This is a genomic window from Candidatus Microbacterium phytovorans (genome assembly GCA_029202445.1).
GTDB lineage: Bacteria > Actinomycetota > Actinomycetes > Actinomycetales > Microbacteriaceae > Microbacterium > Microbacterium phytovorans.
In genome coordinates this window covers 2665778-2687526 of the sequence record CP119321.1, presented here as the reverse complement: position 1 = coordinate 2687526, position 21749 = coordinate 2665778, and the positions used below count along the sequence as shown (strand labels likewise).

General features: G+C 72.1%; 22 protein-coding genes. 8 read left to right on the top strand and 14 right to left on the bottom strand.

Annotated features, from left to right (window positions below):
- Nucleotides 1-162: 162 nt before the first annotated feature.
- Nucleotides 163-1386 (bottom strand): glycoside hydrolase family 3 N-terminal domain-containing protein, encoded by a 1224-nt coding sequence (locus P0Y48_12855; protein ID WEK13333.1) that lies wholly within the window; start codon nucleotides 1384-1386, stop codon nucleotides 163-165.
- Between the two features lie 269 nt (nucleotides 1387-1655).
- On the opposite strand from P0Y48_12855, the gene P0Y48_12850 reads away from it, so the two are divergent.
- Genes P0Y48_12850 through P0Y48_12820 form a run of 7 tightly spaced genes read left to right on the top strand, consistent with a single transcriptional unit; the run spans nucleotide 1656 to nucleotide 7675 of the window.
- The gene (locus tag P0Y48_12850) at nucleotides 1656-2003 is read left to right on the top strand and encodes a GNAT family N-acetyltransferase (protein WEK13332.1); all 348 of its coding nucleotides are present in this window, start codon (nucleotides 1656-1658) and stop codon (nucleotides 2001-2003) included.
- Nucleotides 2000-2980, top strand: a complete 981-nt coding sequence (locus P0Y48_12845) for a pirin family protein (protein ID WEK13331.1) — start codon at nucleotides 2000-2002, stop codon at nucleotides 2978-2980. The genes P0Y48_12850 and P0Y48_12845 overlap by 4 nt, the downstream gene beginning before the upstream one ends.
- Before the next feature lie 37 nt (nucleotides 2981-3017).
- Entirely contained in the window at nucleotides 3018-3566 is a 549-nt protein-coding gene (locus P0Y48_12840) for an ECF transporter S component (protein ID WEK13330.1), read from the top strand.
- Nucleotides 3567-3623: 57 nt separating this feature from the next.
- Nucleotides 3624-5414 (top strand): ABC transporter ATP-binding protein, encoded by a 1791-nt coding sequence (locus tag P0Y48_12835; GenBank protein WEK13329.1) that lies wholly within the window; start codon nucleotides 3624-3626, stop codon nucleotides 5412-5414.
- Nucleotides 5411-6220, top strand: a complete 810-nt coding sequence (locus tag P0Y48_12830; GenBank protein WEK13328.1) for an energy-coupling factor transporter transmembrane component T — start codon at nucleotides 5411-5413, stop codon at nucleotides 6218-6220. Before P0Y48_12835 ends, P0Y48_12830 begins: the two co-directional genes overlap by 4 nt.
- 31 nt (nucleotides 6221-6251) lie before the next feature.
- Nucleotides 6252-7130, top strand: coding sequence for a siderophore-interacting protein (locus P0Y48_12825; protein WEK13327.1), 879 nt, complete (start codon nucleotides 6252-6254; stop codon nucleotides 7128-7130).
- The gene (locus tag P0Y48_12820) at nucleotides 7127-7675 is read left to right on the top strand and encodes an ECF transporter S component (GenBank protein ID WEK13326.1); all 549 of its coding nucleotides are present in this window, start codon (nucleotides 7127-7129) and stop codon (nucleotides 7673-7675) included. Before P0Y48_12825 ends, P0Y48_12820 begins: the two co-directional genes overlap by 4 nt.
- 124 nt (nucleotides 7676-7799) lie before the next feature.
- Here the strand turns inward: P0Y48_12820 and P0Y48_12815 are convergent, their stop codons facing one another.
- From P0Y48_12815 to P0Y48_12770, 10 genes are all read right to left on the bottom strand, one after another.
- Nucleotides 7800-8426: an alkylhydroperoxidase domain protein gene (locus P0Y48_12815; GenBank protein WEK13325.1), complete on the bottom strand. Its 627-nt coding sequence runs from the start codon at nucleotides 8424-8426 to the stop codon at nucleotides 7800-7802.
- The gene (locus P0Y48_12810) at nucleotides 8423-9016 is read right to left on the bottom strand and encodes a CMD domain protein (GenBank protein WEK13324.1); all 594 of its coding nucleotides are present in this window, start codon (nucleotides 9014-9016) and stop codon (nucleotides 8423-8425) included. Before P0Y48_12810 ends, P0Y48_12815 begins: the two co-directional genes overlap by 4 nt.
- Nucleotides 9013-10035 carry a putative FMN-dependent luciferase-like monooxygenase gene (locus P0Y48_12805; GenBank protein ID WEK13323.1) on the bottom strand — a complete coding sequence of 341 codons (1023 nt, stop codon included), beginning with the start codon at nucleotides 10033-10035 and terminating at the stop codon, nucleotides 9013-9015. The genes P0Y48_12810 and P0Y48_12805 overlap by 4 nt, the downstream gene beginning before the upstream one ends.
- On the bottom strand, nucleotides 10032-11741 hold the full coding sequence (locus tag P0Y48_12800) for an ABC transporter ATP-binding protein (GenBank protein WEK13322.1): 1710 nt from the start codon (nucleotides 11739-11741) through the stop codon (nucleotides 10032-10034). Before P0Y48_12800 ends, P0Y48_12805 begins: the two co-directional genes overlap by 4 nt.
- Nucleotides 11738-12625, bottom strand: coding sequence for an ABC transporter permease (locus P0Y48_12795; protein ID WEK13321.1), 888 nt, complete (start codon nucleotides 12623-12625; stop codon nucleotides 11738-11740). The genes P0Y48_12800 and P0Y48_12795 overlap by 4 nt, the downstream gene beginning before the upstream one ends.
- A complete protein-coding gene (locus P0Y48_12790) occupies nucleotides 12622-13650 on the bottom strand; it encodes an ABC transporter permease (protein ID WEK13320.1) in 1029 nt (342 codons plus the stop codon). The genes P0Y48_12795 and P0Y48_12790 overlap by 4 nt, the downstream gene beginning before the upstream one ends.
- Before the next feature lie 33 nt (nucleotides 13651-13683).
- Nucleotides 13684-15312: a TIGR04028 family ABC transporter substrate-binding protein gene (locus tag P0Y48_12785; GenBank protein ID WEK13319.1), complete on the bottom strand. Its 1629-nt coding sequence runs from the start codon at nucleotides 15310-15312 to the stop codon at nucleotides 13684-13686.
- 417 nt (nucleotides 15313-15729) lie between these two features.
- The gene (locus tag P0Y48_12780) at nucleotides 15730-16002 is read right to left on the bottom strand and encodes a hypothetical protein (GenBank protein ID WEK13318.1); all 273 of its coding nucleotides are present in this window, start codon (nucleotides 16000-16002) and stop codon (nucleotides 15730-15732) included.
- A 75-nt stretch (nucleotides 16003-16077) separates the two neighbouring features.
- Nucleotides 16078-17241, bottom strand: coding sequence for an acyl-CoA dehydrogenase family protein (locus tag P0Y48_12775; GenBank protein ID WEK13317.1), 1164 nt, complete (start codon nucleotides 17239-17241; stop codon nucleotides 16078-16080).
- Nucleotides 17242-17312: 71 nt separating this feature from the next.
- The gene (locus P0Y48_12770) at nucleotides 17313-18290 is read right to left on the bottom strand and encodes a D-alanyl-D-alanine carboxypeptidase family protein (protein WEK13316.1); all 978 of its coding nucleotides are present in this window, start codon (nucleotides 18288-18290) and stop codon (nucleotides 17313-17315) included.
- A gap of 119 nt (nucleotides 18291-18409) precedes the next feature.
- On the opposite strand from P0Y48_12770, the gene P0Y48_12765 reads away from it, so the two are divergent.
- Nucleotides 18410-19465 carry an Rv2578c family radical SAM protein gene (locus P0Y48_12765; protein WEK13315.1) on the top strand — a complete coding sequence of 352 codons (1056 nt, stop codon included), beginning with the start codon at nucleotides 18410-18412 and terminating at the stop codon, nucleotides 19463-19465.
- Between the two features lie 75 nt (nucleotides 19466-19540).
- On the opposite strand, the gene P0Y48_12760 is transcribed toward P0Y48_12765, so the two are convergent.
- From P0Y48_12760 to P0Y48_12750, 3 genes are all read right to left on the bottom strand, one after another.
- A complete protein-coding gene (locus P0Y48_12760) occupies nucleotides 19541-20257 on the bottom strand; it encodes a hypothetical protein (GenBank protein WEK13314.1) in 717 nt (238 codons plus the stop codon).
- A gap of 68 nt (nucleotides 20258-20325) precedes the next feature.
- The gene (locus P0Y48_12755; GenBank protein ID WEK13313.1) at nucleotides 20326-20988 is read right to left on the bottom strand and encodes a hypothetical protein; all 663 of its coding nucleotides are present in this window, start codon (nucleotides 20986-20988) and stop codon (nucleotides 20326-20328) included.
- Nucleotides 20989-21076: 88 nt separating this feature from the next.
- Entirely contained in the window at nucleotides 21077-21526 is a 450-nt protein-coding gene (locus P0Y48_12750; GenBank protein WEK13312.1) for a hypothetical protein, read from the bottom strand.
- Between the last annotated feature and the right edge of the window lie 223 nt (nucleotides 21527-21749).

Genomic DNA, 21749 nt, shown 5'->3' with positions numbered 1-21749 from the left:
GTCGAGTCTGCCGGAGATCTGCGGCGGAATCGTCCGCGTGCCCCGAGCCCGCCGTCGGCAACTCCTTCGAATCGGAGGCTGAACGCGCACAAAAGGCCCCGGCATCCTCCGCGCGCACCGGATCGAAGGAGTTAGCGACACCGGGGCCCCGACCCCGACGCGTCAGTCTCCGGTCTTGGCCGCCACGATGCGGCTGGCGGCCTCGTCGACGCGCGCCGCGAACGCCGGATCCTCCTGAGCGCGCGTGAGCACCGCGTCGTACATCTCGGGCAGCACCGTCGGGTCGGCCGAGACCAGCACGAGGTCCACCCCCGCCGAGATCGCCCGAACGGCCCGCGTACCGGGCGCGATCCCCGCGACCGCGCGGGCGGCCGACACGTCGTCGGTCATCACGACGCCGTCGAAGCCGACATCCCCCCGCAGCACCTTCTCGATGACGACCTTCGAGAACATCGCCGGTCGCTTCGGGTCGATGCGCTCGTAGATCGCACTGCTGACCATGACCACCGACGGTCCGGCGGCGGTCAGGTCGCGGTAGACCCGCACGTCGGGCGACGCGGCCCGCACGACGTCGTCTTCCACGTGCCGCGTCGTGTCGGTGTTGTCGGTCACGCGGCCGAGGCCCGGGAAGTGCTTGAACGTCGGCAGGATGCCGGACGCGCGCATCCCCCGCGCGAACGCGCCCGCCTTCTCCTCCACCGTCCGACCGTCGTACCCGTACTGCCGGCCGAACGCCCCGATGGGGGCGTTGTCGAAGCGCGTCTTCGGGCTCGTCACGATGTCGGCGACCGGCGCGAGATTCATCGTCACTCCGGCTCGACGCAACTGCGCACCCCAGCGCCGCGCTTCCTTCTCGAGGGCGCGGTCGCCGGCATCGGCCTGCCGGATCGCGAACGGGATGTCGGAGAACCCCTTCCCCCGCAGCACCTGCACCTGGCCGCCCTCCTGGTCGGTCGCGACCCACAGCGGCAGCCCGCCCGTCGTCTCCAGGCCGACGAGGGCGGTGAACCGGTCGACGACGGATGCCACGGCATCCGCTCCCTTCGACGACCGGCCCGCGAGGAACAGGTTGCCGACGTGACGGTCGCGGACGGCTCGCAGCGTCGTCTTGGCGGCCCGGTCGACCGGGGTGCCCACCATGAACAGCTGACCGACCCGCTGCTCGAGCGTGAGCGACGCGAGCGGATCGGGTTCGGGCGTGGGCGACGGAGCGGGCGTGGGCGTCAGCAGCGGGTACGGCGACGCGGGACCGGTGGCGGGGCCGGCCCGCGACGGGGTCGCCGACTCGGTGGCGGGGCTCGGCGACGGGGTCGCCGACGGGGGCGCCGCGCACGCGCTCAGCATCGCGGCGAGCACGAGGGCGACTCCGACGAACGCCCGTCTCATCGAATCAACTCCCGACGTCCATTGTCCCAGACCGCGATGCGGCAACCGGGGGCGGCGCCGATCCACCGTTGCCGCCCGCTTACAGGCAAAATCGACGGCGGCGGGGCGGAACCACCGCCTCCGGCCCGGTTCTGCCTGTAAGCGGACGCGTCGGCACGCGGCGACCGGCGCGGATGCCGAGACGAACGGCGCCGGAGGCTCGCGGAACAGGGCGGCCGCGGCTTACGTTGGGTTCAGCGACGACGAGCACCGAGAGGACCGAGGCATCCATGAGCGATGACGGCCAGATCACCGTAGAGCGCAACGACGCGAAGGGGCGCTACGAGATCCGCCAGGGCGACACGGTCGCCGGGTTCACACTGTTCCGCGCCGACGAGCAGGGGCGCCTGGTGTTCCCGCACACCGAGATCGATCCCGCGTTCGGGGGTCGCGGCCTGGGCTCCGCACTGGTCGGGCAGGCGCTCGCCGATGTCGCCGCCCGCGGCGAGACCGTCGTCCCGGTGTGCCCGTTCGTGGTGAAGTACGTGCAGACGCATGACGTGGAGGGTCTCGAGGTGCACTGGCGTCCGACAGCGGATGCCGCGGGCAGCGACGACGTGGACGCCGCGGACGCATGACCCGCCTCGACGCCCCCGGCGACCCGGCCCGTGAGGCGCCGCTCGGCGGCGACGCTCCGCGGTCGCTGCTGCTGGAGGCGCGCGAGGTGCCGCTCGGCGGCGTGCGGGGGATGTCGGTGCATCGGAGTCTCCCGCAGCGGGAACTCCCGATGGTGGGGGCGTGGTGCTTCCTCGACCGGTTCGGTCCGCAGCGCACGCGCATGCGCGTCGAGCCCCATCCCCACATCGGCCTGCAGACGGTGACGTGGCCGTTCGTCGGCGACGTGCGGCACCGCGACACGATCGGCAGCGACGTCGTCGTGCGCCGGGGCGTGCTCAACATCATGACGAGCGGTGCGGGGATCGCCCACTCGGAGTACTCGGTCGGCGACGATCCGGTGCCGCTCGACGCGCTGCAGCTGTGGGTGGCGCTCCCGGAGTCGCGGCGGCACGGCGAACGCGACTTCGAACGCATCGAGGAGCTGCCCGTCGTCGACCTCGGCGGCGGGGCCACGGCCCACGTCGTCGTCGGCTCCTTCGCCGGTGCCACCTCGCCCGCACGCATGTACACGCCGATCGTCGGCGCCGAGGTGCTGCTCCCGGCGGGCACGCGCACCCGCCTGCCGTTGAACCCCGCCTGGGAGTACGCGATCGTCGGGATCTCCGGCGATCCGGTCGTGCACGTCGACGAGCCGACGGCGCTGCCCGACCTGGGGCTGCTGTACCTCGGCATCCGTCGCGAGTCGATCGAGGTGACGGCGACCGAGGATGCCACGGTGTTCGTGCTCGGCGGGGAGCCGTTCGAGGACGACATCGTCATGTGGTGGAACTTCGTCGGCCGCTCGCACGAGGAGATCGTCGAGGCGCGGGAAGCCTGGGAGGCGGGCACCGACCGCTTCGGCCACGTCGTCGGTCACGGCGACGAGCGCATCCCGGCGCCGCCACTGCCGGGGGTGCGGCTCACGCCCCGCCGGCGACCGGCTTCTCCCGGCCGCTGAGCGCCGGTCTCCTCGCGCGCGCGACTACGCTGGAAGGGTGGCCCGAACCCCGCTCCTGTCGACGCGCGTGCTGCTCGTCTGCGCCGCGATCGGCGTCGCCACCGGCATCGTCGGGGGCATCGCCGGTTCGCTGAGCCTCGTGGTGATCGCGACGGCGCCGTTCCTGTACGGACTGCTGCTCGGAGCGCACGTGCTGCCGGGCATCGTCGCGCAGGAGGTGCTCCGCCTCCCGCTCGTGGCCCTCATCACGCACGTGCTCGCCGCTCTCGTCGCGAGCGCGTTCGCGCCCATGTGGATCGGACGGTTCCTCGGCACGGCGCTGCTGTTCGGCGCGATCCAGGAGGGCGTCGCGGCGCTCACCCGGTACCGGTCCTGGGGCCCGTGGCGGTTCTTCGTCTCGGCGGTCATCATCGGCGTGATCGTCGCGGTGGTCGTCTTCTTCGCGGCCGATCTGTCCAAGCTCGACCCGTGGGCGCAGATCGCCTACCTCGCCCTGTCGGTGCTGTCTCCGGTGGCGTGGACGGCGGGCGGGCTGGCCGTCGGGCGAGGTCTGCGTCGCGCCGGCGTCGCTCGCGCCCGCGCCTGAAAAGGCGTCCACGACCCGGCCGACAGCCGGGAAGTTAGGGTGGGCTAAGTTGGTGGGGTGGGGAACCGAGACGAGACGGTGACCGGGCGGGCATCGACCGGCTCCCGCGGCGACGGCTCCGGCACCGCGTTCGTCGAGGTGCGGGACGTCACCATCACCCACGACGGCGAGAGCATGGCGACCCCCGACGGCACCTCCTTCGAGGTGCGGCGCGGAGAAGTCGTGCTCCTGCTCGGACCCAGCGGCTCGGGCAAGTCGACCCTCGCCCTGGCGCTCAACGGCCTCATCCCCCACTCGATCCCCGCCGCGGTCACCGGCCGGGTGCGCATCGACGGACTGGATGCCGGGACGACCCCCGTCTCCACTCTGAGCACCCGCGTGGGCATGGTCTTCCAGGACCCCGACGCCCAACTGGTCACCGGCACCCTGCTCGACGAGGTCGCCTTCGGGCCGGAGAACCTGCGCCTGCCGGTCGAGGAGGTTCTCGCTCGGGCCCACGACGCCCTGCGCCGCGTCGGGCTGTGGGATCGACGGGCGGACAACCCCGACCGCCTGTCAGGCGGTGGCCGCCAACGACTCGCGATCGCGTGCGCACTGGCGATGGGGTCGCCGTTGCTCGTGCTCGACGAGCCCACCGCCAATCTCGACCCGGCGGGCATCGAGGAGGTTTACGCGACGCTGGCCGAGGTGTCGGCCGCGGGCGACCGCGCGATCGTCCTCATCGAGCACAACCTCGACGCCGCCGTGGCGATCACCGATCGGGTGGTCGCCCTCGACGCCTCCGGCCGGACGATCGCCGACGGCACGACCGACGAGGTGCTGCGCCGTCGGGCCGACAAGCTCCACGCCTTGGGCGTCTGGCTTCCCGTGTCGACGCTGGCCGCACTGGCGTTGCGGGATGCCGGGTGGCCGCTCGATCGGCTGCCGCTCACGCCCGACGAACTGCGCGCCGCCGTCGATGGCATTCCCGCGCCGCCCACGCCACCCGGCACGGAGTCGACGGAGCGGGCGGGGTCTCCGGCCGCCGAACGGGCGGCATCCCCGACGGTCATCGAGGTGCGCGGGCTCGACGTGTCCCGGGGGCGCACGCCGATCCTCCACGACATCGACCTCACTGTGCGCGCGGGCGAGTTCGTCGCGATCGTCGGCGCGAACGGCGCCGGGAAGACCACGCTGCTGCAGGCGATCTCCGGCGTGATCCCCGTGCCCCGCGGACACGTGTCGATCGGCGGTGCCGACCCGGCCCGCACCGATCTGCGCACCCTCTCGCGGCGGATCGGCTTCGTCTTCCAGAACCCCGAACACCAGTTCATCGCGCACACCGTCGCGGAGGAGCTCGCCCACGGGCTCCGGCTGCAGCGGCTTCCCGAGGCGGACGTCCAGGGCCGGGTGCGCGACATCCTCGAACGCTTCGGGCTAACCGACCGCGCCGACGTCCACCCGTTCCTGCTCTCGGGCGGCCAGAAGCGACGGCTCTCCGTCGGCACGGCCCTCGTCGCCGGCGCACCGATCCTCGCCCTCGACGAACCCACGTTCGGCCAGGACCGCGCCCGCGCCGACGAGCTCCTCGGTCTCCTGAGCGCGCTCCGCGACGCGGGCACGACGATCCTCGTCGTCACCCACGACATGCAGCTGGTCACCGACTACGCCGACCGCACCATCGTCGTCGGCGAGGGGCGGATCCTCGCGGATGCCTCCACCTCCGAGGTCTTCGCCGACGACACCCTCCTTCGACGCGCGGGCCTGCGCCTGCCGCCGCTGCGTCGCGCCCTGCAGGGGTCACGGCATCCTGCCCTGGCGAGCGTCACGCGTCTGGCCGACCTCGCCCCGCGGGAGAACCTCCCGTGACCGCCCTCATCGCCGACCCGTACGCCGAGGTCGCCCCCCGCGGACGATTCCTGCTCGGCCTGAATCCGCTCGCCAAGCTCGCCGCTCCCCTCCCGGCGATGGTGATGCTCATCTTCGTGCGCGACTTCGTCACGCCCTTGGCGCTCATCGCGCTGTCCTACGCGGTGATCGCCGTGGGTGCACGGCTCACCGCGCGCCTGGCGCTGCTGCTGGCCCTCGCCCTTCCCGCCGGGGTGGTCGTGGTCGCCTTCGGGATGTCGGTGTGGACGGATGCCGCCCGCGTCGACCAGTCCGTCACGGTACTCTCGCTCGGCTCCTGGACCCTGTACGGCGGCGCGGTAGCCATCGGCCTGGCCACCGCGCTGCGGCTCGGCGCGATCATCGCGCTCGCCCTGATCGCAGGGCTCACGACGACAGGCCCCGACCTCGTGCGCGCGACCGTGCAGCAGCTGCGCGTGCCGTACCGCATCGGCTACACGGCCCTCGCCGCGTTCCGTTTCGTCCCGCGCTTCGGCCACGAACTCGACGTGATCCGTCAGGCCCACCGCGTGCGCGGCTCTCACGGCGGGCGCGGGCCCTTCGCCGCGCTGGCCCGCTGGTGGGGATACATCGTGCCGTTGCTGGCCGGCGCCATCCGTCACGCCGAGCGGGTCGCCCTGGCCATGGATTCCCGAGCCTTTGGGGCCTACTCCGACCGCACCGAACGGCACCTGGTGCCCTGGCGCGCGCGCGACACCGTGTTCACCGCGGCGTTCTGGGCGGCCTCGCTCGGCATCCTGTTCGTGCTCTTCCCCTGGCAGCTCTGACACCCCGCTCTCTCCCCGAAAGGACGGCGCCGTGGCGCGATCCAGCAGTCTCGTGAAGCCCGTCTCGCAAGACCTCCTGCACCTGACCGTGCTGCGTACCGAACGGCTGAGCCCGCACTGGATGCGCATCACCCTCGGTGGCGGCGACATCGACCGGTTCACGCCGCTCGGGTTCGACCAGTGGTTCCGCATCTTCCTGCCGCACACCGGCGGCTCCGGCGACGAGGGCCTGGAGCGGATCCCGGCCAAGGCGAACAAGATCTTCGGCTACCTCAAGTACCTGCGGATCCCCGACGGCATGCGCCCCGTGATGCGCAACTACACGGTGCGCGCCTACCGCCCGGCAACCGCCGGTCGAGGCGCCGAACTCGATGTCGACTTCGTGCTCCACGGGTCGGGTCCGAGCGCCGGACCCGCATCGCGCTGGGCGGATGCCGCGCAGCCCGGCGAGTCGGTCGTCATCATCGACGAGGGCCTCGGGTTCAACCCCGAGCGGGGTGTGGAGAAGGTGGCGCTGGTCGCCGACGAGACCGGCGCACCCGCGCTGGCCGGGGTGTGTGCGTCGTTGCCGGCGACGGCGACCGGCTTCGCGATCATCGAGACGCCGTCGGCCGACGACATCCTCGCCTTCGACGCGCCGGCCGGGGTCGACGTGCAGTGGATCGTCCGCGAGGACGGCGTCAAGCCCGGAACCCTCGCCCTCGCCGCACTCCAGGAGCGCGCCGTCGACCCCGGTGTACATGCCTTCATCGTCGGCGAGCAAGCCCTTCCTACCGCAGCCCGCCGACACCTCGTGGGTGAGCGCGGGGTCGACAAGAGTGCGGTCAGCTTCGTCGGCTACTGGCGCGTCGGAGCCGCCTCGCCGACCCCGAAGTCGCAGGTCGGGGCCGCCGAGGGGAGCCCCTCGTGAGCCGCGTCTCCACCGTCTATCTGCTCACCTGCGCAGCTATCGGTGTCGCCGGAGGGGTGCTCCTGTGGGGGTCGTCGGCGCTCGGCATCGTGGTGTCGGCGACCGTGCCGTGGCTGCAGGTCGCGTTCACCGGATTCTGGATGCTTCCCGGTGTCGTCGCCCTGCGGCTGTTGCAGCGCCCCTTCGCCGGATTGGTGACGGGGCTGATCGCCGGGCTCGTCATCCTGCCGTACATCGGCGCGAGCCTGTGGTGGGTCTTCTTCGCAGAGCTCCCCTTCCTGCTGCTCCTGTACAAGCGCTGGTGGACGGGGCTGCACTACCTCGGGGCGCTCCTGGCGGCGATCCCGTATCCGATCCTCGCCGCCGAGTACTTCGGCGTGTGGTCGATGCCCGTGTGGACGCAGATCGCGATGTTCTCGATCACGATCGTCAGCTGCCTGGCCGCGGCGGCACTCGGCGTCCTCATCGCCGACCGCCTGACGCGCGCGGGCGTCGCCCGGCTCGCGCGGCGGCGGCCTCCGGAGGCGGCCCCCGCCGCGACCTGAGCCCATCGGTCTGACCCGGGCCGGTGTGCGAGCAGCCGCCCGGATACAGGCAGAACCGGTCCCACCTGGGCTCCGCAGTGCGAAAGGGCCTGGTTCTGCCTGTATCCGGGCGCGGTCGCGTCGGCTAAGCCGGTGCGACGGCCCTCCCGATCGTCAGCATGAGCCGGTTGGCCCAGTTGAAGAAGGCCGCGCCGTGCACGACGTCCGAGATCTCCAGGTCGTCGAGACCGGCGGCGCGGAGGCGTGCGACGTGCGCGGGTCCGAACGCGATCGGCGTCTGGGTGAGCGCCGTGGACGCCGCGACGATCGCGTTCCACCGCTCCCCCAGGTCGGCGCCGACACCCTCCGCGAGCAGACGGTCGACGGCATCCTCCCGGCCCGAGAAGTGCGCGGCGAACCGCGCGTGCACCGACGCGCAGAAGACGCAGCCGTTGACCCGGGATGCCGCGGCCGCCGCGAGCTCCCGGTCGGCACGCGGCAGGCCCTCGGCGACGTTGTAGAAGATGTCCTTGTCGGTGAGGGTGCGCGCCCGCAGGATCTCGGGGTCGCGCGCGAGGAGACGGAAGTAGTCGGAGCTCGCGCGACCGCGGTCGACGAGTCCGGCGTGGTGCCGTTCGGTCAGCTGGTCGACGGGCAGCGGCTCGAGCCACGGCAGCCAGCCCACGCTGTCGCGCGTGAACGCATCGGGGTGCGGGGCGTCGTGGCGCAGGGCGCGGATGCCGTCGGCGGTCTCGACGATCGTGTCGCTCATGCCGCCACCTCCGTCGCCGAGAGCACCCGGAGCCCCGCAGCGACGCGCTGCTGGAAGGCGAGGAAGGCGATGAGCTGCGACAGGGTGACGATGCCGTCGACGCTCCACCCGGCATCCAGGAGGGCGTCGTGCGAGGCCCCGTCGGTCTCGCGCAGGCGGTAGGTGACCAGGTGCGCGTGGGCGAGGGCGGCGGCGAGCTTGTCGCCGACGGCGGCACGGACGTCGGCCGACGGCAGGTAGCGCGGTCCGACGATGTTCTCGCGCTGCAGGCCGGGCTCGGCGTACACGCCGTAGGGGCCGGCGGCGGTCTGCGCGTCGGCTTCGGCGAGCACGTGCACGGCGAGGTCGGGAGCGGCCTCGCGGGCACGGTCGGCGTAGAAGTCGGCGGTGGGGTCGGCGGCGGTGAGGCGCGTGACGAACGCCGCGAGCAGCCAGCGGTCGTCGAGAGCGAATTCGCTGTCGTCGACGGGGGCGAACAGGGCGTCGAAGCTGGCCTGCGACTGCTCGCGGGTGACGGGTCGGCGCCGCGCCGAGACGGCCGGCGAAGCGCCGGAGATCTCGTCGATGACGTCGGAGATGGCGGTGGTCATGCGTGTCCTCCTGTGGTGATGGGGTGGGATGCCGGGGAGCGCCACCCCAGTGCGGGGGCGACCTCCGTGGCGAACAGCTCGATGGAGCGCAGGATGTGCGCGTGCGGCGCGTCGACCGAGTGCACCTGGAAGGCGACCTCGTCGGCGCGGGTGAGGGTCGTGTCGGCGGCGAGCGACGCGGCGACCTCGTCGGGGGTGCCGACGTGGGTGTCGCTGGCGGCGATGAGGGTGTCGAGGTCGACGCCCTCGGAGAGCCGGCCGCCGCGGAAGGTGCGGATCGCCCGCCGCAGCCCGGCGTCGGCGAAGGCGCGCGCCTCGGCGCGGTCGTCCGCGACGAACACCGTGCGGGATGCCGTGACGAACGGCCGCGCGCCCGACGGGAGGGCGTCGAGGTACGCGTCGACGATCGGCTCCTGGAGCTCGGCGAGGGTCGCGTCGGGGCGGTCGTCGGGTCGCGGCTGGGTGCGCGAGAGGAGGAGGCCGTGGCCGTGGCGTCCCGCGCGCGCCCCGCCGGACGGGGAGAAGGTCGCCTGCCAGATGCGGTCGCCGAGGGTGCCCGCGTCGGGGTAGAGGGTGTTGCCGCCGCCGACGTCGCCGCCGCGCAGCGCCGTCAGCAGGGTGTCGAGCTTCGCCTCGTACACCGCGGTCTTGTCGGCCAGTTCCAGCCCGAACGGCGCGAACGAGGTCGGGGTGCCGCCGCTGCCGAGTCCGAGGTCGAACCGTCCGCCCGACAGCAGGTCGAGCACGACGGCATCCTCGGCGACCCGCACGGGGTCTTCGAGAGTGAGGGTCACGACGCCGGTGCCGAGACGGATGCCGCGCGTCGCGGCGGCCGCGTGGGCGAGGAAGACGAACGGCGACGGCAGTCCGCCCTCGGCGGCGCGGAAGTGGTGCTGCGCGACCCAGGCGCGGTCGAGACCGAGACGCTCCGCCTGCTGGATCTGCGCGAGGGCGAGGGCGTAGCGCTCACCGGGCGAGGCGTCGTCGAGGACGCGGGTGAACAGGGCGAGCTGGGTCATGGTGTTCCTCGGTGGGGGCGGGAAGGGCTGGTGACAGCGAAGGCGGGGGCGGGGATGGCATCCAGCAGGGCGACGGTGTAGTCGCTGCGGGGCCGCTCGAACACGTCTCGCGTGGAGCCCGTCTCCTCGACCCGGCCGCGGGAGAGCACGGTGACGGTGTCGGCGATCTGGCGGACGACGGCGAGGTCGTGGGAGATGAACAGGTAGGTGAGGGCGCGCTCGCGCTGCAGCTCGTCGAGCAGGCGGAGGATCTGGGCCTGCACCGTGACGTCGAGCGCCGAGACGGGCTCATCGAGCACGAGGACGTCGGGCTTGGGGGCGAGGGCGCGGGCGATCGCGACCCGCTGGCGCTGGCCGCCGGACAGCTCGCGGGGCCGCCGGTCGTGGAGCTCCGCGCCGAGGGCGACGCGGTCGAGCAGGTCGGCCGCTTCCCGTCGCGCCGCGGCCCGGGACAGCCCTTCGAAGCGGCGGAGCGGCTCGGCGACCGTGTCGAGGATGCGCATCGACGGGTTCAGCGACGCGTACGGGCTCTGGTACACCAGCTGCACCCGCCTGCGGAACGCGCGCAGGGCGGTGCCGGTGAGGCCGCGCCCGTCCGGTCCGACGAGGTCGGTGCCGGCCACCCGTACGGCGCCCGAGGTCGGAGCGGTGAGACCGAGGGCGATGCGCGCGACCGTCGACTTCCCCGACCCCGATTCCCCGACGATCGCGTGGGTCGTGGCGGGCGGCACGGTGAACGACACCCCGTCGAGCGCGTGCACGTCGGAGCGTCCCCGGTGCCCCGGGATCACCTTGCGGAGATCGGCGACCTCGATGGCCGGTCCCCCCGCTCCGTCCGCCGAGCGGCGCGGGGCGGGATCGCGGAACCGCGCCGGCTGCAGCGCGGGGGCGTTCGCGACGAGGCGGCGCGTGTAGGCGGCGACGGGAGGCGCGACGGCCTCGTCCGGCGCCGCGGTGTCGCCGAAGACGGCGGCGCCGAGGACGGTGCGGACGTCACCGGCATCCTGCACGATCCCGCCCTCCAACACGATGATGCGGTCGGCACGCTCGGCGGCGACCGCGAGATCGTGCGTGACGAACAGGAGGCCGGAGCCGTCTTCGCGGCGCAGGTCGTCGAGGAGGTCGAGCACCGTCCGCTGCACCGTGACGTCGAGGGCGCTCGTCGACTCGTCGGCGACGATGAGTCCCGGCCGCAGCGCGATCGCGCCGGCGATCAGCACCCGCTGCCGCTGACCCCCCGACAGCTCGTGCGGGAAGGAGCGCGCGATACGGCCCGTCTCGGCCAGGCCCACCCGCTCGAGGAGCCCCTCGACCTCGCGGGAGATGCGGGCGCGATCGCGTTCCCCGTGGATGCGGAACACCTCGCCGATCTGCCAGCCGACCGTCTTCAGCGGGTCGAGGGATGCCGTCGGGTCTTGCGGGACGAGACCCACCTCGCGTCCCAGAATGCGTTCGAGTCGTCGCGGCGACCAGCCGGTGATGTCCTGGCCGCCGAGCGCGACCGTGCCGCGCAGCCGGACGGCGCCGCGAGGAAGGAGGCCGATGGATGCCAGGGCCGCCGTCGTCTTCCCCGACCCGGTCTCGCCGACGAGGGCGACCGCCTCGCCCGGCTCGATGCGGATGTCGATGCCGTCGACGGCCACGACCCGACCGCGTCGCGACTCGTACGCGACGGCGAGGTCGCGGACGTCGAGGACCGCGCTCATCGTGCCGCCCCGATCGCCTGGCTGATGCGGTTCGTCGCGAGCACGACGAGAAGCAGCACGACACCCGGCAGGGCTGTCACCCACCACGCAGCGCCGAGGAGGTTGCGCCCCTGGGCGATGATCATGCCCCACTCGGGGTCGGGCGGCGTCACCCCGTACCCGAGGAACCCGAGAGTCGACAGGGCGAGGATCGCTCCTCCGAACTGCAGCGCCAGCAGCGCCAGCACCGGACGCAGCGAGTTGGGCAGGATGTGTCCGAACAGCACCGTGAGGAACGTGCCGCCACTGCCGTAGGCCGCCTCGACGTACTCGGTACCGCGCACCTGCACGACCTCCGACCTCGTCAGCCGCGCGAAGCCGGCGATCGACCCGACCCCGACGGCGAGCGCCGCGTTGGCGGTGCCCGTGCCCAGCAGCACGACGACCGTGAGGGCGAGCAGGAGACCCGGGATCGCGAGGAGCACGTCGACGACACGCATGACGACGGCATCCGCGGCCCCTCCGATGCTGGCGGCGACGGCGCCGAGCAGCACGCCGACGACGAGACCCACCGTGACGGCGAGCGCGGCGCCCAGCAGCGACTCCCGCGCACCGAAGACGACGCGGGAGAGCTGGTCGCGCCCGACCGCGTCGGTGCCGAACGGATGCGCGAGCGACGGTGCCTGCAGCGCCGCCGCCACCTGCGTGTACGGCGAGAACGGAGCGAACAGGGCCGGGGCCACCGCCCACGCGAGCACGACGGCGAGCACCGCCGCCGACACGACGAGCGTCGGCGAGAGGCGTCGGCGGCGCCGGATCGCGGCGCGCGGGGATGCCGCGGACGCCGGCGCGACCTCGTGGAGCACCGGCTCATCGAGGAGGGGCGGCGAGATGATCGCGGTCATGCGGCGGCTCCGATCGGCGAAGGGGCAGAGGGGGACTCGGCAGAGGACGATTCGGGCGGCGGCCCGGCCGGGGAGATGATCCACGACCGGCGGCGGCCCCCGGGACGGCGCAGGCGCGGATCGAGCACCGGGAAGAGGAGGTCGACGACGAGGTTGACGGTGACGAACACGAGGGCCGACAGCAGCACCACCGCCTGGATCACGGGGAGGTCCTGGCCCGCCACCGCCTCGTTCACGAGACGTCCGACGCCGTTGCGACCGAAGACGGTCTCGGTCACCACCGACCCGGCGATCAGCTCGCCGAAGACGAGCCCGCTGATCGTGAGCGTCGGCAGGAGCGCGTTCTTCGCCGTGTGCCGCAGGAGGATCCACGACCGGCTCGCGCCCTTCGCCGTCACCACCTGCACGAACGGACGCGCCGCGACCTCGTCGAGGCTCCGGCAGAACACCTGCGCGAGCGGCGCGGAGATCGGCACCGCCAGAGTGATCACCGGCAGGATCAGCGCCTCCACCGGCGACGCCCCGATCATCGGCACCCAGCCCAGCTGGAACGAGAACACCTGGATCAGCACGAGACCGAACCAGAACGCGGGGATCGAGATGAACAGCGACGGCACGGCATCCAGGGCCCGCCGCACCCACGTGAACGGCGCGAAGACGGATGCCGCGGCGATCGCCGCCGCGATCACCAGCGCGAGCACGAACGCCGCCGACGCGAGCTGCGCCGTCTGCGGCAGCGCCGCGGCGAGGCGGTCGGCCACGGGCACCGCGTTGCTGATCGAGTAGCCGAAGTCGCCCCGGACGGTGCCGAGGAGCGCGTGGACGTACTGCAGGAGCACCGGGTCGTCGACGCGGTAGTAGTCCCGGATGGCGGCGATCTGCTCGGCCGAGAGCCCCATCTCGGGGTTTTCGAACTTGATCATGATCCCGTCGCCCGGGAGCACCGAGAGCAGGAAGAAGGTCGCCGTGTACGCGGCCCACAGCACGAGTGCCGCCTGGCCGATACGTCCGATGAGGTAGCGCATGATGTCCTTTCCCTGCTCCCGGTGGTCCGCGACCTACTGCTGCAGCCAGGTGTCGTAGAGCACGACCCGGCCGACCGGCTCCCACGTGAGCCCGTGCGTCTTCGCCGACGTCGCATACGTCTGCGGCAGCTCGTACAGCGGGATCGTGTAGGCGTTGTCGATGAGGTACTCCTGCACCTCCGCCGCCTTCGCGTACCGCTCCTCGGTCGAGGAGAGCGTCGAGATCTCGTCGAGCAGCCCGTCGAGCACGTCGTCGTCCGACACCAGCGCGTTGCGGTTCGAGGCGCTGTGGAAGTTGCTCTTCAGCACATCCGGATCGACCCGGCCGACGTGGGTGATCGCCACCGGAAGCTGCAGCGGATCCTTCTGACCGGCCGTGGCGGTCGCGGCATCCGGGGTGTCGATGTTCAGCTTCACGCCCACCTTCTCCCACTGCTCCGCCACCAGCTCGTCGAGCTGCTGGTTGAGCGGGAACACCGCGGCCACCCAGGTCTCCAGCTCGAGTCGCTGGCCGTCCTTCTCGCGGATGCCGTCGGCGCCGGGCACCCAGCCCGCCTCGTCGAGCAGCGCCGCCGCCGCCTCGGGGTCGTAGCCGAGCTTGTCGGACAGGTCGACGTACCCCGTCGCGCCGCGGCTCAGCACCGACGTCGCCTGCGCGAACTTGCCCTGGTAGATCGTGTCGACGATCGCCGCCGTGTCGGTCGCCTTCTGCAGCGCCTGCCGCACGCGGAGGTCGGCCAGCAGCGGGTTCGTCCAGCGGAGCGCGAACTGGGGGTTCACGCCGTTCGTCGGCGCGTAGTGCACCGCATTGCCCGACGCCTCCAGCGCGTCGGCGTCGTACACCTGCACCGCGCGGATCGCGTCGGCCTGGCCGGCCGTCAGCGCGCCGGTGCGGACGTTGTCCTCCGGCGTGACGATGATCTCGATCGCATCGAGGTAGGCCCGGCCCTGATGCTCCGACACCTCGGGTGCCCAGTCGTAGTCCTCACGCACGGCGAGGGAGTACTGCTGCTCGGGCACCACGTCGCCCACGGTGAACGGGCCCGTCGCGACGAGGTTCTCCAGCTGGCACTGCTCCTCGTAGGGCAGCTCGGCCGTCGCCTTCGCGACGATCGCCGAGCCCACCACCGACGTGGCCTGCAGGAAGCCGGGGGTCGGGGCGGAGAAGGTGAACTTCACCGTGTGCTCGTCGACGACCTCGGAGGCCTCGTAGTTCGCGACGAACTCCTGGGCGGCGAGCCCCAGTTCCTCGTCGCCCAGACCGAAGTGGTCGAAGTTGAGAGCGACGGTCGCGGCATCCAACGGCGTGCCGTCGGAGAAGGTGACGTCGTCGCGCAGGTGAAAGACGTACTCGGTCGCGTCGGCGTTGATCTCCCAATCGGTCGCGAGCCACGGCGAGATCTCGCGGGTCTCGGGGTCCTGGTAGGTGAGCTTGTCGGCGACCTGGTTGAGGATCGTCGCGACCGGGTAGAACCCGCCGCCGCCGGCGTAGAAGCACGTCGGCGCCTGCGACTCGAGGAACGTGAGGGTGCCGCCGACGACCGGCTCGCCGGCGGCGACGGCATTCTGCGGGCTGCCGGACGGGCTGCTGCAGGCGGCGAGGGAGATCGCGGCGACGACGGCGACGAGGCCGAGGGTCGCGCGGCGGGCGGGCGAGGTCATGGATGCTGCTCCTTGGTGGGTGGAAGTCCCCCACGTTAGGAGCGGGCTGGCGCGGTGCCCGACGGCATCCGTTACGCGGCTTCATCCGCCGTCATCCGACGTCATCTGCGGCGGCGGGGCTTAGGTGGTTGCGTTTGCAGGGTCACGCGCTCGCCACCGCGGCCGTTCGCCCCGGCGTGGCCGGTCGACCATGTATCCGTGACGTCCACGAGGCCGCCGCAACCGCGTCACGTGTCGGCCGAGCCGGCCCGCGTACAGGCAGAACCGCGCCGCGCGGGCGGCCGGGGCGGCGCGGGGGTCGCTTCTGCCTGTAAGCGGGCGCCGAGAGCGTGACGCCAACAGGGTGAACTGCTCCGGGGAGGGCTCCTCGCCCCTGTATCCCTCGCGCCTACGCGCGGCCCCCGCCGCTGCGCGACGCTACGGGCGGCTGCTCCGGTTGTCGTCCGTGGCGCGCATCATGTCATGTGCGGCTCGAGCCGCTTCGACGACCGCCGGCCAGCGCGGGTCCGCGAGGTAGATGTCGTCGGCAACATCACCAAGCTCGTCGAGCATCGGCCCGAAAGCGTCGTCGAGTCGCCGGAAGGAGTCGACCTCGTCACTCGTCAGCAATGTCGGCACGCACGCCGCCGGGTCGGGAAGGACGACGCAGTCGTCGTACAGGGCGTGCACGGCGAGGTCGAGGTTCCCCACCCTGCGTCAGCCACGCCCCCGATGCTGACACCGCGCCAGCGCGCGTGCAAGGCCGCTGCGACAACGCCACCGCGGTCAGCGCTTCCCGGCGAGCTGGCGCCCGACGATCTCCCGCATGATCTCGTTCGTGCCGCCGTAGATGCGGTGCACGCGGGCGTCGAGGAACGCGCGCGCGATCGGGTACTCGGTGATGTAGCCGTAGCCGCCGTGCAGCTGCACGCACGTGTCGAGCACGTCCCACTCCCGCTCGGTGGCCCAGAACTTCACCTTCGCGGCCTCTTCCGCCGTGAGCTTGCCTTCGGCGTACGCCTTGAGGGCGCGGTCGATGTAGGCCCACAGGGCATCGACGGTCGTGGCGACGTCGGCCATCTGGAAGCGGCTGTTCTGGAAGTCGATGATCCGCTCACCGAACGCCTCGCGGTCCTTCGTGTACGCGAGCGTCCACTCCAGGGCAGCGGATGCCGCGGCCGCTCCGGCCACGCCGATCGACAGGCGCTCCAGCGGCAGGTTCATCATGAGCTGCACGAAGCCCTGGCCCTCGGTGCCGCTGATGAGGTTCTCCTCGGGAACGAACACGTCGCTGAACGAGAGCTCGGCGGTGTCGTGCCCCTGGAAGCCCATCTTGTGCAGCTTCTTGCCGTGGTCGAAGCCTTCCATGCCGTTCTCGATGATCAGCAGCGAGAACGCGTCGGGACGGTTGCCCTCGCCGGTCTTCACGAACGTCACGATCATGTCGGCGGTCTTGCCCGACGAGATGAACGTCTTCGCGCCGTTGACGAGGTAGCCGCCGTCGACCTTCTTCGCCGTCGTCTTGATGCCGCGGAGGTCGGAGCCGGCACCGGGTTCGGTCATCGCGAGGGCGCCGAGGATCTCGCCGGTCGCCATCCCGGGCAGCCACTTCTCCTTCTGTGCCTGCGTGCCCATGTGAACGAGGTACGGGATGGCGAGGTCGTCCTGGATGCCGAAGGCACCGGCGAGCGATCCGGCACCGGCGCGGATGACTTCTTCGTTTACGACCGCGCGGAAGCGGTAGTCCTGCAGCATCCCGGCGCCGCCGAACTCCTCCGGCACGCTGAGCCCGATGATCCCGGCGTCACCCGCGGCGCGCATCGTGGCCCGGTCGACTTCGCCGTCGGCATCCCACTTCTCGCGCGCCTCGTTGGTGACGTAGCGCTTGCAGAACTCCTTCACGACGTCGCGGAACGCCTCGTGGTCCTCGTCGTAGATGTCGCGCTCCATGGTGCGCCCGTCCTCTCATCCTCGAGTGTCGCAGGGGTGGGATCGCATCCCGGCATCCATGGTACTGGGTTTCAGGAGTCGTAGTCGGGCGCGGCGGGCAGCCCGAAGAAACCTTCCAGGGTGCGGTATCCCCCGTCGTGGTAGGCGACGGCGAGTTCCGGGCCGAGGTAGCGCAGGTGCCACGGCTCCCACGAGTATCCGGTGACGTCGGTCTGACCGTCTTCGTACCGCACCACGAACCCGTACCGCCACGCGTTGTCGACGAGCCATTGCGCGTGCGCGGTGCCCTTGAACCCGTCGTGCGAGCCGCAGCCGTTGTCGCACGCGACGACGTCGACGGCGAGCCCGGTCTGGTGCTCGCTGTGACCGGGGCGTGCGCTGCGCAGGTCGGCCGCGGCCTGTCCGCGGGAGGCGACGTAGCCGTTGTAGAGGTCGACCTGGAACGCGTACGGGCGGAACGCGCTGTCGACCCCGAGAGTGCCCACCCCGTCCGCGACGATCGCCGCCGCGAGCTCGTCCAGCGCGGCTGCCGCGTCGGCACGCAGCCACCCGCCGCCCGACACGACACGGATGCCGTCCGGCTGCGCCTGCGGCGTCGGCCAGTAGTCGATGGGGTCGAGCGCGTTGCGCTTGTTGACCACGACCCAGGTGCGCGTCGCGTCGGTCAGGTCGATGCAGGGGGCGGCGCCGGATGCCACGACCTCACGGAACGCGTCACCACCGCCGACGGCGGCGATGACGTCGGCATCCGATCCGTTGTCGAGGGCGTCGATGAGAGCGGGGTCGTCGCACACCGCCGGCTCTGCCGTGGGCGTCGGCGAGGGGGTCGCCGAGGGCTGCTCGGGCTCGGGGGTCGCCACGGGGCTGCTGGGTGCGGAGGGCGGATCTCCGGCGCCATCCGCCTCGGCAACGCCGGGCCGCGTGAGCAGGTACGCGGCAACCCCGACGACGACGAGCACCAGCACGATCGCGACGGCCCGACGGCGGGCCAGCCGCACCCGACGCGAGACGCGGTTCTCCCGACGCGAGGAGGAGTGAGCGGGGGGCACGACCCCATTCTCCCCCGGCTCGACGCCGACCCCCGGCATCCTCGTGTGTTCGACTGTCGCGATCCATGTCTTGACTCACTCTCGTAGATATGTTCCCCTGTATAGCCGGGGGTGACGACATGAGGTGGCAGGGGCAGGAGATCGGCGCCGTCGACGCGAACGCGCTCCCGGGGCTCGAATCGGTGGGCGGGCTCGTGCGCAGCGTGACCACGCCCGAGTTCGCCGGCATGACCTTCCACGAAGTGCTCGCCAAGTCCGCCCTCAACCACGTTCCGGGCCCGTCGGCGATGCCGTTCGACTGGACGGTGAACCCCTATCGCGGCTGCAGTCATGCCTGCGTCTACTGCTTCGCCCGCCGCACCCACGAGTACCTCGACTTCGATTCCGGGGCAGACTTCGACCGCGAGATCGTCGTGAAGACCAACGTCGTGGAGGTGCTGAGCCGCGAACTCGCGCGACCCGGGTGGGCCCGCGAGCACGTCGCCCTCGGCACCAACACCGACCCGTACCAGCGCGCCGAGGGCCGCTACCGACTGATGCCGGGCATCGTCGCCGCCCTCGCCGAGAGCGGCACGCCCTTCTCGGTGCTGACGAAGGGCACCCTCCTGCGCCGGGATCTCCCCGCCCTGGCCGAGGCGGCGACGGTCGTCGACGTGCACCTGTCGATGTCGATCGCGATCAGCCACGACGCGCTGCGCGAGTCGCTCGAGCCCGGGGCGCCGAGCTTCCGCGCCCGGGTCGAGACGGTGCGGGCGGCGAGCGACGCGGGCTTCCGGCCCACCGTGTTCCTCATGCCGCTGCTGCCGCATCTGACCGACGACGCCGCAACGATCGACGACGCGCTACGCCAGCTGAAGGATGCCGGTGCCCGTCGGGTCGTGTTCGGGGCGCTGCACCTCCGCCCCGGCGCGAAGGAGTGGTTCTGGGGGTGGCTGGAGCGGGAGCGCCCCGATCTGCTGCCGCGGTACCGGGGTCTCTACCCCGGCGCATCGGTGTCCGCCCCGGTCGGGTATCGGAAGCTGCTGTCGGCGCGGGTGCGGCCGCTTCTGCGGCGGCACGGGCTCACCGGAGGCGCGGAGGACGACGACACACCCCGACCATCACGGATGATGCCGGTGCGGGTGACGGCATCCGGATCGGGGGCTGCTCCGCCGGCGCCCGCGATGCTGTTCTGAACGCGGCGCCGTGTGCGCGGCCGTTCGCGCGGCTTAGCGGGCAGCCGCAGCAGGCGGCGTCGGAGGCAGGCCGCGTCAGGAGTTGGCGGCGCGGACGGCGTCGAGCGCCGATGCGGCGAACTCGCGACCGGTGTCGATCGTGAGCGTGCCCGTGACCGTGATCCACACGCGGCCCGTGAAGACGTAGACGACGCCGATCGTGCCGAACTCGCTCTCCTCCGAGTGCGTGAACGCCGTCGCGCCGTCGATGCGCGTCGCCCGGTACGACGACGAGCCGCGCAGCGACGCCAGCAGCGAGTCCCGCGACGCCGTCGAGAGTTCCGCCGCGACGACGCTGAACCCGCCGTCGGAGAACGGGATGCCCCACGAGCACACGACCGTCTGCCGCGCGCTCCGAGCCGCTTCGGCGGCCCGCGGTCCCGGCATCCGATCGGCGGCGGTGCCCCCGGCATCCAGCGGTTCGGCCGCGTCGCCGAAGAGGGCGTGCACGGTCGACAGGGGCAGCAGATTCGCGCAGGCGGGCAGCACCACGCGCGACGGCGTACCCGGATCGGTGGATGCCGTCGGCGTCGGCGTGGGAGTCGCGGGGGCGGTCGACGTCGCAGACGGGGATGCCGTCGGCATCGGCGACCCGGACGGCACCGAGCCCGTGGGCGACGCGGTTCCCGGTGACGAGGCGGTCGGCGCGGGGCTCGTCGGATCTGTCGTCGGAGGCTCCGGGACGCACGCCGTCAGCGCGAGCGCAAGAGAAGCCGCGAGCGCGGTGAGCGACACGAAGGACCGGGGGGCCATGCGCCGATCCTACGTCCGGTGCTGTCGAGTCAGCGGGAGGCGTTCCGCGCTCCGTCCGGAACGCTCGGTCAGCCCGCGGCGAGCGCCCCCGCCACCGCCTCCTCAGCGAACACCGAGAGCACGATCGGTGTCGCCGGCGCGATCAACACGATCCAAACATCGCCGACGAACGCGTACAACGTGTTCCGCGCGACCTCGCCGCGAGGCCCCGCGGCCGAGAACGCCGCGTCGGCACCTTCGATCTCGACGTCGGAGTAGCTCGCGGCACGTTCGAGGTCGCGAACGAGCGTCGCGCGCGTTCCGGCATCCAACTCGAAGGCGTACCCGAGCAGATAGTTCTCCGTCGCGCGTTCCGGCCACCACCGGCACGCCAACGCCTTGTCGGCCACGGCCGCGGCTTCCCGCGCGCTCGGTCCGGGGAGGGAGGAGGCCGCATCGACCGGTTGTGCGGAGTCGTACCAGGCCTCCCCCTCGGTCTCGCTTACGAATGCGACCGGCAGCAGCGCCTCGCAGGAAGCCGGCGTCGTCGCCGTGACCGGCGTGGGCGTGGGTGTCGGCGACATCGACGGCGACGGCGATGGCGACGACGACGGCGACGGGTCGACGACGGCCGGCGACGACGCCGTACTCGCGGGGGGTGCCGAACTCGCCGGATCGCTCACCGCGGTGCATCCCCCCAGAGCCGCAGTGGCCACGGCCAGCAGCGCGAGGCTGCGTGCGCGGAAGCCCATGCGCGCCAGCCTAGGGGGTCGCGGCGACTGCCGCACCCGCCGCCCACGCGGTTGCGACGCGCTCCCGCGCCCGGCGAGGTCGACCGGCTCAGGCGGCGACGCCTGCGATCGCTTCCTCCGCGAAGTTCACGAGCGTCTCCTCGAACAACGGACCGACCAGCGCGATCCAGACGTCCCCGACGAAGGCGTAGACCGTGCTGTGGCGCAGGTCGCCGCGCACCTCGGACGTGAAGAAGCCGGCGTCGGCGCCCACGATCGTGATCGCCTCGTACGTCGACGCGGACCCGAGAGCATCGATCAGGCCGTCCCGCGTCGAGTCGTCGAGCAGGAAGGCGTAACCGAGCAGATAGCCCTCGGTGGCCGACTCAGGCCACCAGCGGCAGGAGAGTGCCGTCGCCGCCTCCTCCGCCGCCGCGCGCGCCGAAGGGCCAGGGAGCTCCGTCGCGGGACCGACCGGCTCTCCGCTGTCGTACCACGTCTCGTCGAGAGCATCAGTGATCGATGCGGCGGGGAGGAATCCCTCACAAGTCTCTGGCACACCAGCCGCAGGAACGGCCGCGGACGGCGAAGGAGCCCCTGTCGAGGATGACGTAGGCATCGGTGCGGATTCCGCCGGAGCGGTCATCGTCGGCGGCGGCGGCGACGCACCGGGCTCCGGGGCAGAGCATCCGGCAAGGATGAGCGATAAAGCTCCGATCGATACCGGCACCCGTGCTCGACGACTAGCGACCATGACCCGAGTATAGGAATCGCGGTTGCGA

Excerpts from the sequence above, each read along its gene's own strand:
- P0Y48_12855 (WEK13333.1), bottom strand. The coding sequence starts at position 1,386 with ATGAGACGGGCGTTCGTCGGAGTCGCCCTCGTGCTCGCCGCGATGCTG.
- P0Y48_12850 (WEK13332.1), top strand. The coding sequence starts at position 1,656 with ATGAGCGATGACGGCCAGATCACCGTAGAGCGCAACGACGCGAAGGGG.
- P0Y48_12845 (WEK13331.1), top strand. The coding sequence starts at position 2,000 with ATGACCCGCCTCGACGCCCCCGGCGACCCGGCCCGTGAGGCGCCGCTC.
- P0Y48_12815 (WEK13325.1), bottom strand. The coding sequence starts at position 8,426 with ATGAGCGACACGATCGTCGAGACCGCCGACGGCATCCGCGCCCTGCGC.
- P0Y48_12810 (WEK13324.1), bottom strand. The coding sequence starts at position 9,016 with ATGACCACCGCCATCTCCGACGTCATCGACGAGATCTCCGGCGCTTCG.
- P0Y48_12805 (WEK13323.1), bottom strand. The coding sequence starts at position 10,035 with ATGACCCAGCTCGCCCTGTTCACCCGCGTCCTCGACGACGCCTCGCCC.
- P0Y48_12800 (WEK13322.1), bottom strand. The coding sequence starts at position 11,741 with ATGAGCGCGGTCCTCGACGTCCGCGACCTCGCCGTCGCGTACGAGTCG.
- P0Y48_12795 (WEK13321.1), bottom strand. The coding sequence starts at position 12,625 with ATGACCGCGATCATCTCGCCGCCCCTCCTCGATGAGCCGGTGCTCCAC.
- P0Y48_12790 (WEK13320.1), bottom strand. The coding sequence starts at position 13,650 with ATGCGCTACCTCATCGGACGTATCGGCCAGGCGGCACTCGTGCTGTGG.
- P0Y48_12785 (WEK13319.1), bottom strand. The coding sequence starts at position 15,312 with ATGACCTCGCCCGCCCGCCGCGCGACCCTCGGCCTCGTCGCCGTCGTC.
- P0Y48_12775 (WEK13317.1), bottom strand. The coding sequence starts at position 17,241 with ATGGAGCGCGACATCTACGACGAGGACCACGAGGCGTTCCGCGACGTC.
- P0Y48_12765 (WEK13315.1), top strand. The coding sequence starts at position 18,410 with ATGAGGTGGCAGGGGCAGGAGATCGGCGCCGTCGACGCGAACGCGCTC.
- P0Y48_12760 (WEK13314.1), bottom strand. The coding sequence starts at position 20,257 with ATGGCCCCCCGGTCCTTCGTGTCGCTCACCGCGCTCGCGGCTTCTCTT.
- P0Y48_12755 (WEK13313.1), bottom strand. The coding sequence starts at position 20,988 with ATGGGCTTCCGCGCACGCAGCCTCGCGCTGCTGGCCGTGGCCACTGCG.